At 44.5% G+C, this 16,705-nt stretch carries 13 protein-coding genes; 8 read left to right on the forward strand and 5 right to left on the reverse strand.

Translation table 11 applies throughout. The annotated features are described in order from the left end of the window. Positions 1–100: 100 nt before the first annotated feature. The 3 genes from J8Z23_RS05405 to J8Z23_RS05415 all read left to right on the forward strand — a co-directional run bounded on the left by J8Z23_RS05405 (position 101) and on the right by J8Z23_RS05415 (position 5,052). Positions 101–1,240 (forward strand): efflux RND transporter periplasmic adaptor subunit, encoded by a 1,140-nt coding sequence (locus J8Z23_RS05405; protein ID WP_005390787.1) that lies wholly within the window; start codon positions 101–103, stop codon positions 1,238–1,240. 2 nt (positions 1,241–1,242) lie between these two features. Continuing rightward, complete coding sequence (locus J8Z23_RS05410; protein WP_434635200.1) at positions 1,243–4,404, forward strand: efflux RND transporter permease subunit; 3,162 nt, start codon at positions 1,243–1,245, stop codon at positions 4,402–4,404. 192 nt (positions 4,405–4,596) lie between these two features. Continuing rightward, positions 4,597–5,052: a MarR family winged helix-turn-helix transcriptional regulator gene (locus tag J8Z23_RS05415; protein ID WP_012841967.1), complete on the forward strand. Its 456-nt coding sequence runs from the start codon at positions 4,597–4,599 to the stop codon at positions 5,050–5,052. A 46-nt stretch (positions 5,053–5,098) separates the two neighbouring features. On the opposite strand, the gene J8Z23_RS05420 is transcribed toward J8Z23_RS05415, so the two are convergent. Then, a complete protein-coding gene (locus J8Z23_RS05420) occupies positions 5,099–6,055 on the reverse strand; it encodes an AEC family transporter (protein WP_434635201.1) in 957 nt (318 codons plus the stop codon). Positions 6,056–6,654: 599 nt separating this feature from the next. Here J8Z23_RS05420 and trpS point away from each other — a divergent pair. Beyond that, positions 6,655–7,677: a tryptophan--tRNA ligase gene (gene trpS / locus J8Z23_RS05425; RefSeq protein ID WP_434635202.1), complete on the forward strand. Its 1,023-nt coding sequence runs from the start codon at positions 6,655–6,657 to the stop codon at positions 7,675–7,677. 90 nt (positions 7,678–7,767) lie between these two features. Here the strand turns inward: trpS and J8Z23_RS05430 are convergent, their stop codons facing one another. Both J8Z23_RS05430 and J8Z23_RS05435 read right to left on the reverse strand, forming a co-directional pair. Continuing rightward, positions 7,768–8,724 carry an ATP-dependent dsDNA exonuclease gene (locus tag J8Z23_RS05430; RefSeq protein ID WP_301659861.1) on the reverse strand — a complete coding sequence of 319 codons (957 nt, stop codon included), beginning with the start codon at positions 8,722–8,724 and terminating at the stop codon, positions 7,768–7,770. Beyond that, positions 8,721–10,049 carry a sphingomyelin phosphodiesterase gene (locus J8Z23_RS05435; RefSeq protein WP_085343592.1) on the reverse strand — a complete coding sequence of 443 codons (1,329 nt, stop codon included), beginning with the start codon at positions 10,047–10,049 and terminating at the stop codon, positions 8,721–8,723. The genes J8Z23_RS05430 and J8Z23_RS05435 overlap by 4 nt, the downstream gene beginning before the upstream one ends. 292 nt (positions 10,050–10,341) lie before the next feature. Between J8Z23_RS05435 and J8Z23_RS05440 the strand changes: the two genes are divergently transcribed. After that, positions 10,342–10,608, forward strand: a complete 267-nt coding sequence (locus tag J8Z23_RS05440; RefSeq protein ID WP_012841963.1) for a hypothetical protein — start codon at positions 10,342–10,344, stop codon at positions 10,606–10,608. A gap of 155 nt (positions 10,609–10,763) precedes the next feature. Next, positions 10,764–12,392: a methyl-accepting chemotaxis protein gene (locus J8Z23_RS05445; RefSeq protein ID WP_434635203.1), complete on the forward strand. Its 1,629-nt coding sequence runs from the start codon at positions 10,764–10,766 to the stop codon at positions 12,390–12,392. Positions 12,393–12,519: 127 nt separating this feature from the next. Here the strand turns inward: J8Z23_RS05445 and miaE are convergent, their stop codons facing one another. Beyond that, on the reverse strand, positions 12,520–13,290 hold the full coding sequence (miaE, locus tag J8Z23_RS05450) for a tRNA isopentenyl-2-thiomethyl-A-37 hydroxylase MiaE (protein ID WP_104974277.1): 771 nt from the start codon (positions 13,288–13,290) through the stop codon (positions 12,520–12,522). Positions 13,291–13,387: 97 nt separating this feature from the next. Continuing rightward, on the reverse strand, positions 13,388–14,152 hold the full coding sequence (locus J8Z23_RS05455; RefSeq protein WP_006742886.1) for a hypothetical protein: 765 nt from the start codon (positions 14,150–14,152) through the stop codon (positions 13,388–13,390). Between the two features lie 313 nt (positions 14,153–14,465). Here J8Z23_RS05455 and cysB point away from each other — a divergent pair, with 313 nt between their 5' ends. Together cysB and J8Z23_RS05465 are read left to right on the forward strand one after the other, a co-directional pair. Beyond that, a complete protein-coding gene (cysB, locus tag J8Z23_RS05460; RefSeq protein WP_006742885.1) occupies positions 14,466–15,440 on the forward strand; it encodes an HTH-type transcriptional regulator CysB in 975 nt (324 codons plus the stop codon). 53 nt (positions 15,441–15,493) lie between these two features. After that, positions 15,494–16,690 carry an SAM-dependent methyltransferase gene (locus J8Z23_RS05465; RefSeq protein ID WP_301657930.1) on the forward strand — a complete coding sequence of 399 codons (1,197 nt, stop codon included), beginning with the start codon at positions 15,494–15,496 and terminating at the stop codon, positions 16,688–16,690. Positions 16,691–16,705: the final 15 nt, after the last annotated feature.

Here is a 16,705-nt window from a genome sequence, read left to right on the forward strand (position 1 = left end):
TAATTTGTTCTGGATATACATCCGTTAGTCATCATTAAGTCATTCTAGAAGTTTTTAGCAAGGAATCTTGAAGGCTTGTAGGTAAAAGAGAGAAAAATTCATGAGACGTAAAACCACGCTATCTCTGCTGATTGCGTCGAGCCTTTTTGTGGTTGGATGTCAACCTAGCGAAGAAGGATCGAGCCAAGGTAGTGGTCCTGCGCCCGCAACCGAAGTTGAAGTGTTAACGGTGGAACCAACTCGCCAAGCGTTAACTGTCGAGTTGCCAGGTCGTAGCCGTGCATTCAAAGAAGCGGAAGTTCGTCCGCAAGTTACAGGCATTATTTCAGAGCGAAATTTTGTTGAAGGGGGCCTTGTTGAACAAGGACAGTCCCTATATCAAATTGATGATTCATCATTTCAAGCGGATTTGCTGAGCGCTGAAGCGGAATTAATCCGAGCTCAAGCAGCGGCAGAATCGACCCATGCCACAGTGAAGCGTTACAGAACCTTGATCACCAAAAAGTCCATCAGCCAACAAGATTTGGATGAAGCAGAAGCAGCATACAAGGAAGCGCAAGCACAGGTCCTAGTCGCAAAAGCGAAGATCAATACGGCAAAAATCAATTTAGATTACACGCAAGTGAAAGCTCCGATTAGCGGTGTGATCGGTAAATCGAGTGTGACGGCGGGTGCGTTGGTTACGGCTAACCAAGCAGCCAAATTAGCGACCATTCAGCAGCTTGATCCTATCAACGTTGATATTGTGCAATCATCCGCGCAACTGCTGCGTTTAAAAGCGGCTCTTTCCCAAGGTCATATGCAAGAAGATGATTCTGCGCAAGTTACATTGATGCTTGAAGATGGCAGCACGTACGAACATAAAGGCACGATGAAATTTACCGAGGTCAATGTGAACGAAAGCACGGGTAGCGTGACGCTTCGTGCTGAATTCCCAAACCCTGACGGTTTGTTGCTACCAGGAATGTTTGTTCGTGCGACGGTTATTACTGGTGTTGACCCTGACGCGATTCTGATACCACAAAATACCGTTTCTCGCGATGCGACAGGCAAAGCGACAGTGATGATGGTGAATGGTGAGAACAAAGTGGAAGCGAGACCAGTGAAGACAGCCGAAGCGATCAATAATCAATGGCGTATTATTGATGGTTTGAAAGCGGGCGATAAAGTCATTACTGCTGGGTTACAAAAGGTAGGTCCAGGCAGTCCTGTAACTATCCAAAACGGTGAACAGGAGTAATCATGGCACGATTTTTTATCGATCGTCCGGTATTTGCTTGGGTTCTCGCAATTCTAACGATGTTGGCGGGGGTAATGTCATTATTCAATTTACCCGTCTCGCAATACCCAACGATTTCACCGACAACGATCACCATCAGTGCACGTTATCCAGGTGCATCAGCGAAAACCGTTGAAGACTCGGTAACGCAGGTTATCGAGCAAAATATGACGGGATTAGATTATCTTCGCTACCTATCATCGAGCAGTGATGCATTCGGTAATGCGACAATTACCCTGACGTTTGATAGCGAAGCTGATCCTGATATCGCGCAAGTACAGGTGCAGAACAAGCTGCAATTGGCCTTGACATCATTGCCGATGGAAGTACAAAACCAAGGTATCGTTGTGAATAAATCCAACACGGCGTTTCTCATGGTGGTGGCAGTTTATTCTGAAGATCCTGACTTTACAGAAAACGATATCGGCGACTTTGTTGTAACGAATATTCAAGACCCGATAAGTCGTGTAACTGGCGTAGGACAAGTGCAGGCGTTTGGTGCGCAGTATGCGATGCGAGTCTGGCTGGACCCATTTAAGCTTACGCAGTTCAACTTGACCGCAATCGATGTAGCAAATGCTATCAGTGAACAGAACGCGCAAGTTTCTTCAGGTCAACTTGGTGCAGCACCTGCGCAGGAAGGTCAGCTGTTGAATGCAACGATTTCGTCTGCAAGTCGTTTGAGCAGTGTAGAAGAGTTCCAAGACATCATTCTTAAGTCTGACGCCAGCGGTTCGAATGTTTATTTGAAAGATGTGGCTCGTGTTGAACGTGGTGCAGAAAGTTATGACATTCGAGGCCAATATAATGGCTTCCCAGCATCGGGTTTAGGTATTTCATTAGGTACTGGTGCAAACGCGCTTGAGACAGCCAATGCGGTGAAAGAGCGTTTAGAACAACTGAGTGCAACGTTCCCAGAAGGGTTGCAGATTGCTTACCCATTTGAAACAACGCCATTCGTCAAAGCCTCGATTCAAGAAGTGGTTAAAACGCTATTAGAAGCCATTCTTCTTGTGTTCTTAATCATGTACCTGTTCTTGCAGAACTTCCGTGCGACGATCATTCCAACGATCGCAGTGCCTGTTGTACTGCTCGGCACCTTCGCTATTTTGTACGCGACTGGATTTAGCGTAAACACGTTAACCATGTTCGCGATGGTTCTGGCTATCGGTTTGCTGGTGGACGATGCCATCGTTGTGGTGGAAAACGTCGAGCGTGTGATGCATGAGGATGGGTTAGAGCCCAAAGAAGCGACCAAAAAATCGATGGGGCAGATCACTGGTGCTCTGATTGGTGTGGGTCTGACGCTTTCTGCGGTATTCGTCCCTATGGCGTTTATGTCTGGTTCTACAGGGGTTATTTACCGTCAGTTCTCGATAACGATTGTGGCGGCGATGACACTTTCAGTTTTGGTAGCGATAATTCTGACTCCAGCATTATGTGCAACATTACTGAAAAAAGGCGATGCTGAGCTTCTAGAAAAGAAAGGCTTCTTTGGCTGGTTTAACCGCAAGTTTGATGAGATGACAGCTGGCTATGAAACCGGCGTTGCTAAACTCCTAAAGCGCACAGGTCGTATGTTGATTGTATTCTTGGCAATGAGTGCAGGTGCGGGCTGGCTGTTTATGAACCTTCCGACGTCATTCTTGCCGGATGAAGACCAAGGCACGGTATTCTCAATGGCCATTTTGCCGCCTAACTCAACGCAAGAGCAGACGGAAAAAACACTTGAGAAAATGCGCGACTTTTACCTTGTGGATGAGAAAGACAACGTGAAATCCGTCTTCTCCGTTGCGGGCTTTAGTTTTGCAGGCCAAGGCCAAAACATGGGGATGGCCTTTATCGGTCTGAAAGATTGGTCAGAGCGTGAAGCGCCGGGTGCTGATGCAGCTTCCATTACGGGTCGAGCGATGGGGTACTTCTCAACCATTAAAGAAGCACTGGTGTTTGCATTTGCACCTCCTGCGATTCAAGAATTGGGTAACTCGACAGGCTTTGATTTCTATCTTCAAGATTCGTTGAACAAAGGTCACGACGCATTAGTCGCTGCGCAAGGTCAACTGCTTGGCATGGCTGCACAAAACCCGAAACTTGTCGGTGTTCGTCCGAACGGTCAAGCAGATGCGCCAATGTACAAAGTGAACATTGACCACGTTAAACTGCGTGCTCTGGATGTTAGCATTAATGACGTCAACCAAATCCTGTCAGCGGCATGGGGCGGAGCGTACATTAACGACTATATTGATCGCGGTCGAGTGAAAAAAGTCATGATGCAAAGTGATGCGGAATACCGTATGCAGCCAAAAGACTTCGATTCGTGGTATGTGCGTAACTCAAAAGGTGAGATGGTGCCTTTCTCTGCCTTTGCGAGCGGAGAGTGGACGTATGGTTCACCTCTTTTGCAGCGTTTTGATGGTTTGCCAGCGATGAATATCCAAGGCGGCGCAGCTCCTGGCGTCAGTACTGGTGAAGCTATGGCAGAAATTGAAGCAATGGTAGAAAAGCTACCAGAAGGATTCACGGTGAACTGGAATGGTATTTCGTATGAAGAGCGCCTTTCCGGAAACCAAGCGCCAATGTTATATGCGCTGTCTATCCTCGTCGTATTCTTAGTTCTCGCCGCTTTGTATGAAAGTTGGTCAGTACCTTTCGCCGTGGTGTTAGTTGTGCCTCTTGGTGTGCTTGGTGCTGTGCTCGCGGTAATGACGCGAAGTATGGACAACGATGTATTCTTCCAGGTGAGCTTATTAACGACGGTCGGCTTGGCAACTAAAAACGCCATTCTGATTGTTGAGTTTGCGAAAGATTACTACGAGAAAGGTGCTGGCCTTATCGAAGCAACCCTGCATGCCGTTCGTGTTCGTCTGCGCCCAATTATTATGACATCGCTTGCCTTTGGTCTAGGTGTAGTACCGCTTGCTATCAGCTCTGGCGTGGGCTCAGCAGGTCAAAATGCGGTAGGTACTGGTGTACTTGGTGGCATGATCAGTGCAACGATCTTAGGTATATTCTTTGTGCCAATCTTCTTTGTGGTGGTTGAGCGATTGTTTGATCGACGTGCGAGAAAAGAATCGGAGGCAGAGTTGTCTGAGATTAATCCTAAACCAGCTCAGCAAAGCGAGTAAGACGTGGTTGCTGTAACTAAGTTATACTGGTGAGAATAAACACGATAAAAGGGCGCTTCGGCGCTCTTTATTTTATGTTTTCACTTGGTGGTCACCGTCTTTGACGCAAACTTGAAGGGGGAGCGTTTTGCCTTATGCAGAATCTGTTTATTCCTTCCGACCGAATGAAAGCCTAAAGAAGAACAAACGACGATGAAAGATCAGAAAATCTCCCCAATTTCCGTTTTGGATCAAAGCCCTATGTTTGTCTGCGGTGTGATGCAGCGAATGTACCGCAATCGTGCTCAAGCCGAGCTCTCTCGGCAAAACTTAATGACACTCGAGATGGCAAGTGCACTGGCCGCTTTGGAAGAGTTTCAACCCATGAGTCAGCAAGCGTTGGCTGACGCGGTTCGAACTGAGCGAAGTGTAGCAAAGCGAATGGTGGATAATTTGGAAAAGCGAGGGTTTGTTCAAGTTTCTAAAAGCAAATCGAATCAGCGTCTTAAAATGCTCAGCATGACAAAAGAGGGGGCAAACGCTTTAAAGCAAGTGCATCAAATCATGACGAATTTACAGAAAGAATTTTTTGCTTGTTTGTCTGAATCAGAAGCGAGTGAGTTTTTTCGTCTGGTAAGAAAACTCACTTTTGCGAATCACGACCAGTAGCTTATCTTAATGCTATCTAGCGCGCCTTTACTTTATCGCTGGCCAATTATATTAAGTCGTAAAACTTAAGAAATAGAATGCCCAACGTACACGTGACGGTAGAAAGCACCGTAGTGAGTGCGATGATATTTGCGGCTAATGTGGCATTGCCTCCCATCGAACGTGCCATGACATAACTGGCTGCTGCCACTGGGGAAGCGTTCATAAAGAAAAGAATACCTAACTCAATTCCTCGAAAACCTACTAAGTAAGCACCAATAGTGATCATTACGGGTGCCACGATGAGCTTGTAACTGCTTGCAAACCAAGATGGACCTTTCTCTTTTCTCATCAAGCTAAAATCGAGTGAGCCGCCCGTACACAACAGCGCTAAAGGTAATGTCATTTTGGACAAGTAGTCCCCTGCATCAATAACAACATTCGGTACTGGAATAGAGAGCAAATAGAAAGCCATCCCTAGGACGATTGAGATTATCAGTGGATTCCTCGTCAGTGTTCGGCCCATCATTTTTGCGGCTTGTGGGACAGAAGTTGCCCCCTTGGGCGATAAGCAAATTACCGCTTGGACGTTGTAAATAAATGTGGTGATCGCGACATAGAGCGCTGCTAGCGCCACACCTTGAGAACCATACGCATTGGCAACGTAAGCGATGCCAATAATACCTGTGTTTGCTCGGAACCCACCTTGGATGAGAACGCCTTGGTCAGGCGATGCTTTGAAAAGAAGTTTGACGGAAAGGTAGGTGAAAATGAAAAACGAAATACTAGCGATGACGCCGAAATTGACGAATTCACTTGCCGCGGAAAAGTCGTGTTCTGAAGCCACAATGCTGACAAATAACATTGCAGGCAAGGTAACTTGAAACACCAGTTTAGAGCCTACTTCGATAAAATTATCGTTGATTAGACCAAAGCGCTTAAAAAGAACGCCAAGTACCAACATCAAACAGATAGGTCCGGTTATCGACAAAGAGAATTGCAACTGATGTAGAACAGCTTCCATGTAAGTACCCGCAGCAAAAGAAAATATTCCTGCTGTCTATTAAGCCATAAACTCTGGGAGACAGGATAGAAAAGTGATGAAATTTTCCTCTTTTGTTGTTTCCAGAACCATTTGCATTCCAAGTTATGGACGAGGTCCCAGTTTAACAAAGCTGCACTGGTTCTATGCGCGATATGTTGGTTTACTACTTATCGTGATGCATCCACATGCGTATTAAATAAAAGGGTTGGTCATTGTGGTTATGGATAGGAGTTCATCGATGAAAAGGAAACACAACAAAACCGTACTTTGTGCATTTGTCTCAGGTTCGGTGTTTGGTGCAGCTTTAGTCATTGCGATGTCTTTACCAATGTAATCGTTTCTGTAGGCTCTTTGAATACTTACGCTAATTCAATACAAAAACAGATTGAGTTCAGCTTGATGTACTGTTAGTTTGAAAACATGAAAATACACGTTAGCCCTTCATCAACAACCTTCTTTTGGTGGCGCTCTAAATAGAGCGGCACGGAATACTCACATTCTTAAGCTGCTGGATGGTAGCTAAGAGTGTTTGATCTTTTTATCTCCAGTAGCGATCTATTAAATACTTGGAGATAAATATGAACACCATTCAAAGTACATCGCAGCGCGAAATTATCCTTACCGGCGATCGAGCGACAGGTCCGTTACACCTCGGGCACTATGTCGGTTCATTGCAACAACGAGTCAAGTTGCAAACGGAGCATGAGCAAACGATCTTAGTCGCAGACATGCAAGGGTTGACGGATAACGCCCACAATCCATCAAAAGTATCCTCCAATATTCTTAATGTCGTTGCGGATTATTTGGCCGTTGGTATCGACCCCACACAAACCACGATCACGTTGCAATCTCAAATTCCAGCGTTAGCCGAGTTGACAATGTATTACAGTAATCTTGTTTCTATCGCGCGTTTAGAGCGTAATCCCACGGTTAAAAATGAGATTCAGAGTAAAGGTTTTGAACGCTCTATTCCCGCAGGCTTTTTAACGTATCCAATTTCTCAAGCTGCTGATATTACGGGGTTTCATGCGACGCTAGTACCAGTGGGTGATGACCAACTGCCGATGTTGGAGCAAACTAATGAAATCGTAAGAAAAATAAACCACCTGGGTGGAAAAGAGGTTCTTAGAGAATGCCGTCCATTACTTAGTGATGCTCCTCGTTTGCCGAGTACTGATGGAAAAAATAAGATGTCTAAAAGCATGGGGAACGCAATCAACCTAGGGGCGTCTGAAAAGGAGATTTCTGCGGCGGTGAAATCTATGTATACCGACCCCAATCACCTGAAAATTGAGGCCCCTGGCCAAGTCGAAGGTAATATCGTATTTACCTACCTCGATGCCTTTCACCCTGATAAAGATTATATCGAACAGCTAAAAGAGCATTATCGACGAGGTGGGTTAGGTGATGGTTTGACCAAGAAAGTGTTAGAAGAATGCCTACAAGAGATGCTTCGACCTATTCGAGAAAAGCGCACTATGTATTTGAATGATAAAGCACAGCTGATTGATATTTTAAAACAAGGCAGTCAGCGTTCTCGTGAGAAAACTGAACAAGTGCTATTTGATGTGAAAGATGTATTTGGTTTGAATTTGTTCTGAATTAAAAAACAGGGTTCTGAATAAAAGGCACGGCTGTTTATTCGTAACGTGCCTTTTGGACTTTCAATTCCCATCAATGAAAGCTGACGTTTAAGAAGAAAAGAACTCACGACGAAAATCCGCGACTTCTTGTTGGTAATACCTTTGCCATTCCGGTTCTGACAAATTCGAATGGCTTGTGGATCTTTCTTTTCTGAGTCTGGACTCAAGTTGTTGCAATGCTTGTTGGTAATCTCTGACTTGCTCTTTTTGCTCGGCAATTTGTTGCTGACGATCGTGAATCTCTTCGCTTTCGTCCTTCGTTAAGTAAGTTTTTTCCAGTTCTGCGATGATGCTTTGGCGATCTGGAAAGCTCATGCTATTGGGTATCAGGGCGACTGCACGCTCATATTTTGCTTGGTCGTTTGTAAGCCCGATAGCCTCTGCATTTTCTTGCCAGTCTATGATGAGTTGCTCGAAAGCTTGCAAAAAGCTTTCTGGACTTTGCGTGTTGAGCTGTTGGGCCTCTAAATTGAAATCGTATAGGGCGAACTCATCCGCGAAAATAACATCAGCCAACTCGCCCCAAATGCCTCTTGCCTCGGCTTTAAGTTGTGCAATACGTGAGGCTAGTGGTTGTTGCTCATCAAACAACAAATTACCCACACTTTCTTGCCATTGACTGTTGAGTTGATGGTAGCTCGCCAAAAGTTGAAATCTTGCTGAAGATAAATAAGGCTCGAGCAAGGCTAACTGTTCCTCACAGTCGCGGTTCGACATGCACTCATGCCAAAATGACTCAAGCTCTGCGACGAGTTCTCTCCCTTTGAGCAGAGTTAGTCTCTCAGTCGTTATTTGAGTCGCAGAAGGGAGCTCTGCGGTCTGTGGTGAAGCATCTGCACTGGGAGCGATATTGCTTGTTTTTAGTGATGTACTGGGGACGTTCTTATTTTTTGTCTTTAGAGCAGAAGCGGACACGGCTGCTTCTTGCTGCCCATCTTGACTGAAAGTTAAAAACATCATGCCCGCCATAATGGCGGACATGATTATCAACGCGATTTTCTTCATGGCTTGATTGTTGCGCTAACTGGGAAATGGTCAGAAAGGTTGTAGTGTTTCCATAAACTTTCTGAAGTTGTACGCGGCACGTCCACACGGTTGTCATTGAATGATTTCACCCCGTATTCACTACTCACCATAACATAGTCAAGGTATTCCACGTTTTCGCCACCTGATAACGCTTCACCTGCGAAGTTATTGATGCGGGGATCAAAGGTTGACTCCGTGTATCCAGAATACTGAGGTTCGATGGCGCTTAAGTTAGCGATCATTTGTTGGTAGTCACCAGGGAACTTTCTTTTGTTTACGTTAAAGTCGCCGCTGTATACCACAGTTTCGCTTGAAGGAATGTTGAGAGATTTAGCGAGTGCGCGGATTTGTTTGAACTGGCGCTGACGATACTCGCGAGCGGTGTCTGTATCGAAAGATGCGGTATGGGTAGCAAACACATGGTAAGCCTGACCACCTTTAATAATTTCCGCATAATTCACGCCTTTGTCGGCAAAGCAGTCTGTGCCAGAGCAGTCGGGGAAGACATATTGCGCTTCATTCACGATAGGATAGCGACTGACAATGATCACCCCACCATCATGAATATTAACGCCTTCTTTATCTAACATTTTAGTTTGGTACGGATATTCCTTAGCTAACTCACGTAGGAATGCTTCACGACCGCTTGCAAACACTTCTTGCAGCGCTAATACATCATAACCTTTGACGTATTGAGGAATCAGTTCGTAACGATCACCGATGTGCGATGCAATAGCCGTAAGAGCCCAGATGTTGTAAGTCATCAACTTAAGGTTTTGTTCTTCGTTATCGACAGATTCATTTACTTTGCTTGGCGTGATCGTGTAATAAAGATCGTCGTATCGAGCGGTACTGTCTGACTTAAATGCCAGCTCGGTTTCTCGGATGCCAAAAGCGTTAGTGTTGGCACGATGAATATTACGATCATCTTTAAGAGATAAATCGACATCGGCGGCCGATAAGCCATATTCAATGGTTGAATTATACCAATGACCTTCCATGACCTGATTGAGTGTTATGCTTTCACCTTTAGGGCTAGAAACCACAGTTTCAAAACGGTAAGTTTGGTTTGATTTCACGCCTTCCCAACGATTGAAGCTCAATACAGGTTTGGTTTCCCACGGACCAAGTACTTGTACATGTTGCTGCCACTCTTCTCCGTATTGAAGTAAATCACTGCCTTCGTGCTTTACTTGAATAGTTAAAGGCTGATCAGAGTTATTGGTTAGATAAACATCTGTATCTGCAATGCTTGGCAATGCCACCAAGCCACTTAATAAAAGACCCCACTGCGATAATTTCATCTTATTTTTCCATCATTTGAACTAGAGCAATCATTCTTGTTTATAAATATTACTTGCACGTTAAATATGGATGACATCGAAGCCAGTACTGAAAATTGTTATCAGAATGTGATCTTTATTCAATGGTGCGGAGTCGGGGTAGAGAGTTACTGGCTGCTTAAGCGGCTGTAAATAATAGCGATGGTTAACGAATCGTACTCACTGCAATCAAGTTGTCATCTTCGCTCTATAAGTTGTGCGGCGTCATTCATCCAGCCACATGGCTAGAACTTAAATTGATAGATGGAGCACCATGGCTAGAGCAGTAAATCCAATCGATGAAACCATCATTAAATTACTACAAGACCAAGGTTTGATTAGAAGCGAAGCAGAAGCTCGTTTAAAGAAAGAGGTATACCGCTTGCAGCCTAATGAGATTGAAAAAGTCAAAAATTATGCCCAGCACTTTGGCATCAACGCTAAAGAAAAACTCATCGATGAGATCTTAGAGTTGCGCCGGGAAGCGCTCATAAAAAAATGTAGACACAATACGGAGCATGCGAGCCTATCTCTAAAATAGCACGTGATAAAAATATCAATTACTGGTCAAGATTTGATCTCTCAGGCCGATGTATATAAGAGCGATCAATGATATCGAGCGCAAAAAACAGTGTGTTTTAGAGGTTAAGCTTTCACTTAAGTGAGAGGTTTGGAAAGGCTGCAGGGAGAAAGTGCATGCGTATTAAAGACTTAAGTGTCGTAAAGAAAATATCGGTTAGTTATTTAACCGTTTTTGCCGTGTTTGGTTTAGTGTCAGTAATGTTGGTACAAGGTTTGTTAACACTGAATAAAGACATCTCAGTGCTAACAGATAAAAGCTTACCTTCTGTTGCGATTTTGAAAGGTATCCAAGTTGATATTACTAGAGTGCGCAAAGATGAGTTCTCTTTATTGCCAAACGCAAATCACCCCCAAATTGGTGAGTGGTTAAAAGGCCTAGACCAATGGCGTTCTGATGTGCAGGCTGGTATTGCAGAATACGAAAAGCTCGACCTTAATCAGCGTGAAACGCAGTCTTTTAACGTTTTTAAAGAAACCTGGAATCAATACATCAAGGAAACGAAGACTTACAACGCACTGCTAAGCCAAGGTGATGCTGAAAGTGCAAATGATGTGATTTTATCGAGTTTCGATACCTACTCAAAAGCGTTGAGCAGCTTAGATGATACCCTCGCGTTGAACGATGAGTTGGTGAATTTGATTGGCGAAGAAGTACAAAATGAAGCGGCATTTACACAATACAGCGCTGCTGTTGGTGCGCTTGTCGTCGCATTGGTCATGGTAATGTCTGCCATGTTGCTTTCTCGAGTCATTTGCGGGCCTGTTGATCGAGCATTGGAATTCGCTTCCAAAATCGCCAAGGGTCAATTGAATAATCAAATCGACGAAAGTGAATTGAGCAAAGACGAGTTAGGAACGTTGCTCAAAGAGCTTGTCGGTATGCAAACAAACTTACATTCGCTGGTTTCTGAGATTAATGACTCAACGATTCAGCTAACGGCAGCAGTAGAGGAGGTGAGTGCTATTTCTTCTCAGACCGCTTCTGGTATGCAAAATCAACAAATTGAACTTAGCTCGGTGGCTTCTGCGATGACAGAAATGCAAGCTGCTGTAAGTGAAGTGGCACAAAATACCGAAGTTGGCGCGACCTCTGCTTACTCGGCAACGGAAGTGGCAAAGCAAGGAACGGCGACGTTACAACAAACTATTGCAGTAATTGAGCGTGTATCACATACGATCCAAGAGTCAGATGAACTGGCACGTGAGCTTGAATCTAGCTCAAACAATATCAATGTGGTCGTAGATGTGATCCGCGGGATTGCGGAGCAAACAAACTTGTTAGCACTGAACGCCGCAATTGAAGCTGCTCGGGCCGGTGAACAAGGACGTGGTTTTGCTGTTGTGGCAGATGAGGTTCGTTCTCTGGCGCAACGCACTCAAGACTCCACTTCACAAATTGTGGAAATTGTTAATCAACTACAAGAGAGCAGCAGCAAAATAGGGCATTCAAGCCGTGATTGTCAGGAGGGCATTTCTCAGTGTGTTGAGCAAGTCAATGACGCTGATAGCCAGATAAAAGAAATTGAACATTCTGTCGATAGCATAGCGCAAATGAGCACACAAATCGCAACGGCGTGTAGTGAGCAGAATTCTGTATCCGAAGAGCTGAATCGCAGTGTGGAGCATATTAATAGTGCTTCAACAGAGATGGCTGAGGGAGCTTCGCAAACGGCTGTGGCTTGCCAGCAGATCAGTAGCCTAGCGCACAACTTGAAAACTCGAATGGGTTCATTCCAGCTCTAGTTGTTGTGTTTCAGCTTTATTCCTAACCTCATTACTACAAAAAATAAGCCGGACGAAATGTCCGGCTTATTTATTCTCTGTCTATAAATAAGTTCAGAGCATGCTCAATCTTGGGAGAATATGCTCGCTAGGCTGGAATACCACTATGGAACTTAAAATCTGTATCTGGCGTAGAAATTAAATCCGCCTCAACTCGGCCAAAATAGGCTATGCGTTCGCTGATGTCTTTCCCCGCGATTTGCTCTGCCAATACAAGATAATCTTGATAGTGGCGTGCTTCTGAGCGCAGTAAAGAAACGTAGAATTTTGCGATATCGTCATCCATATGTGGTGCTAGTTTGGCAAAACGCTCACAAGATCGGGCTTCGATGTACGCACCAATGATGAGCTTATCGATCAGTGTTTCCGGTTCATGAGTCTTCATATGCGAAATGAGCCCTTTAGCATAGCGACTTGCAGGGATATTTTTGTACTCAATTCCACGACTTTCCATGATCTCTAAAACTTGATAAAAGTGGTGCAATTCCTCTTTAATCAAAAGCACCATTTTATCGATCAAATCTTGGCTGTAAGGTGAGTTGGACTTAGCCATGATCGCTTTGGAAATATTGCTCTTACCTTTTAAAGTTTCTAGTGAGCCTACATTGCGATAAGCAAAATCTTCATAGGGTTTAAACCAGTCAAGCAGAGCATGTGAACTGGATTGGTCAACGGCATACTTACGAATTAAAAACATCGCAGATTGGCCAGCTTTTAGCTCACACAGTAGGTGGTCTAATAAAATGGTTTGAAGGTTTTCTGGTTTCTTTGCTTCCTCTACCCATTCATCAGGTGTGCTGCATTGCAGAAATTGGTTAATGGGAGCAAGAAGATCTTGATAGGCGTCTAGATTCATCATTTTAGTTTTAGTACTTCACATTCTAATTGGGCATATCCGCTATCTTACGGATAGAAAAAAGGCTGCGATCGCAGCCTTTATTGACCTTAAGTGAATGTTACCACTTTTTCTTCTCGCCGAAGAGTGCTTCCATGTCATTGTCGCGCTCTTTATCGGCGATCTGCTGCATTTCGGCATCACTTTTATCTTGGCGTTTTTTATCTAGGTCGCCCAGCATGTCTTCAAGCTTCTGTTTCGCTTGAATAGAGTAGGGATCGCTCTTTGTACTCAATGCATCGATACCTTTGCGTAGCAGTTGAAGTGCTGTACCAGGTTGACCTCGAGCGATTGAGTCGTTTGCTCTTTTAATGACGTTTTCGATGTTGATACGAATCTGCATCGTTTCTAAACGCGCATTTTCAGCGACATAAGTCTGGGTGTCGATACGGCCTTTATTGTGTTCGTTACGGATAGTATCGCGGAGGCGTTTCACCAACTTAAGCATGACGATGGCTTGTTTATCACTGCTCGGCATTTTGAACGTGGTACTCTCGCCAGTGGGACCATTCTCTTTCAGTTGCTCAATCTGTTGCTTCATGTTTTCGATACGTTGAGCAAGCTGCTTATTCTTCGGGTCAAGCTCATGCATGCTTTCTAGCGCGTCAAGAATACGATTGTTTAGACACAGCAACAGCTCCTTGCTAAAAGGGATATGATGCGCATGACCAATCAACTCTTCAGTGCCATCAATCAAGGCAACATAGCGTGCGGACTCCTGTCTTTTCGCAGTCTCTACCTTGACCTTATACTGCAACATAATGTTATAGCCTAGGATCAACACCAGTAGGATGGCTACCAAAGCGATTATTAAACCAATATTCATATCTTTGCGTCTGCTTTACTTTTCTACGGCTAGCGTTAAAGAATACATGAATCTTATCTTACTCGGCACCCTATTTGTTTGATTATTTTGTCTCTCCCACGTTTTAGCTACTGATAGAAGTCACATCATAGAAATTCAGTCATTTATTGGCTCAACTTTGTGCATATTGTTTCTATGTTGAGGATTATCAGTATGTGATTGAGGTATAAGTTAGAAATTACTGTTCATTTCGATTTGAACGCGTTATAACTAATTATTATATCGCTCGTCCGAGTGGCCAATAAATTATCTCATGAACAAGTAAGGGATTACGATGAAACTGCAGCAGCTGAAGTATATTGTTGAGGTTGTAAACCATAATCTGAATGTATCCGCGACGGCAGAAAGCTTGTATACCTCTCAGCCAGGTATCAGTAAACAGGTTCGGTTGCTGGAAGATGAGTTAGGCATTCAGATTTTTGAACGTAGCGGTAAGCACTTAACACAGGTGACACCTGCTGGTGAAGAAATTGTACGTATCTCTCAAGAAATTCTCGCTCGTGTAGAAAGTATCAAAGCTGTAGCAGGGGAGCACACCCACCCAGAAATGGGGACGCTGAATATCACCACGACACATACGCAAGCGCGTTATGCTTTGCCGGATGTCATCAAAGGTTTCACTTCTCGCTACCCCAAAGTGTCATTACACATGCATCAAGGTACGCCGTCACAAATGTCTGAGGCGATTGCCAAAGGTACGGCGAACTTTGCGATTGCGACAGAAGCACTTCATTTATATCAAGATGCCATCATGCTGCCTTGTTATCACTGGAACCGTTCAATTGTCGTGCCCAAAGATCATCCATTAGCGAAGAAAGACAAAGTAACGATCAGCGATCTTGCCGCTTATCCATTGGTCACTTATGTGTTTGGTTTTACGGGCCGTTCAGAGTTAGATACCGCATTTAATCGTGAAGGTTTAACCCCGAGAGTGGTGTTCACTGCAACTGATGCGGACGTTATTAAAACGTATGTTCGCATGGGTATTGGTGTCGGCGTAATTGCTAGCATGGCTGTGGATGAAGAGCAGGACAGCGATTTAGTCGCAATAGATGCGAGCCATTTATTCGGGGCTAGTACGACAAGTATTGGCTTCCGTCGCGGCACATTCCTGCGCTCATACATGTTCGATTTTATGGAACGCTTTGCTCCTCATTTAACTCGCCCAGTGGTAGAGCAGGCGATTTCGTTGAAATCTAATGCAGAAATCGAAGAGATGTTTAAAGACATCGAGCTCCCGGTGAGATAACACTTCATTGATGATTCGATTCCCTCTACAATGCGCTCGTTGTAGGGGGAGTTATGAAAACGCAATTTCAATTTATTAATGACTGCTTATTGGAAAACGAATCGCTATGGCGGTTTGAACCATTTAAAAGTAGCATCCACACCTCATTACCTTGGCAAGAGCAACACCCTCAGTTGTGCCAGTGGTTAGTGTCTCTTTCTCCCTCTCAAATCGAAGAGTATAAAGCGGAACCTGAACTCGCCTTAAAAGCGATAAGCGCGTTCGTGTCTCAACTCGAACAACTCGCTTATCACACGCGTTTAGAGTCTTTAACCTTAAATGGTTTGGCACTCGCTCGTGGTTTAGACAACGGCATTCCCGGACGTAAGCTGGAGCAAATCAGCTCGATGGGTGAAGCTGCAATTCAACAACACTGTGGCGAAGAATGGTTAGAGTGGTGTTCAGGGAAAGGTTATTTAGGACGAATCCTGGCAACACAAACCGATCAGCCTGTGACCAGTTTCGAATATCAACAAGTACTGTGTGATTCGGGACAACAAGCTGCGAATGAACACCATTGGAAAATGACGTTTATTCAAGGTGACGCGTTCGATAGCAAAGCAAAAGCGGTATTCAAGCCAGCGCAACACGCGGTGGCACTGCATGCGTGTGGTGACCTCCATGTTCGTCTAATGCAGTACGGCAGTGAGAATGGGATTGCTGCGATGACCATCTCACCTTGTTGTTATCACTTGATTAAGTCGGAACAATACCAGCCGATGTCGAAACCGGGGAGGGTTTCTTCTCTCTCATTGTCTAAGCAAGAACTGCGTATCCCGTTACAGCAAACGGTGACAGGGGGAGAGCGTGTACGTCGCCATCGTCAGCAGGAAATGGTGTTTCGTCTTGGCTTCGATTTGATTACTCGACGAGCGTTAGGCATGGCAGAGTACCAACCTGTCCCCAGTATTCGTAAGTCGCAATTAAGTGAAGGCTTTGAATCTTTGTGTCGTTGGGCGGCGGAGCAGAAAGGTATCGTTCTTTCTCAAGAAATCGATTTCGATCATTTTGAAAAGTTAAGCGAACAACGTTTCTGGCAAATGGAGAGAATGAGCTTAGTGCAACTGGTTTTTCAACGTCCATTGGAGATCTGGCTCGCATTGGACAAAGCACTTTATCTTGAAGAACGTGGTTATCGTGTTAGATTGTCAGAGTTTTGCCCTAAATCAGTTACACCTAGAAATATTTTAATTTGTGCATATAAGAATTAGTTATTTTTTATAGCT

This window comes from Vibrio sp. SCSIO 43086 (genome assembly GCF_051132235.1).
Lineage (GTDB): Bacteria > Pseudomonadota > Gammaproteobacteria > Enterobacterales > Vibrionaceae > Vibrio > Vibrio diabolicus.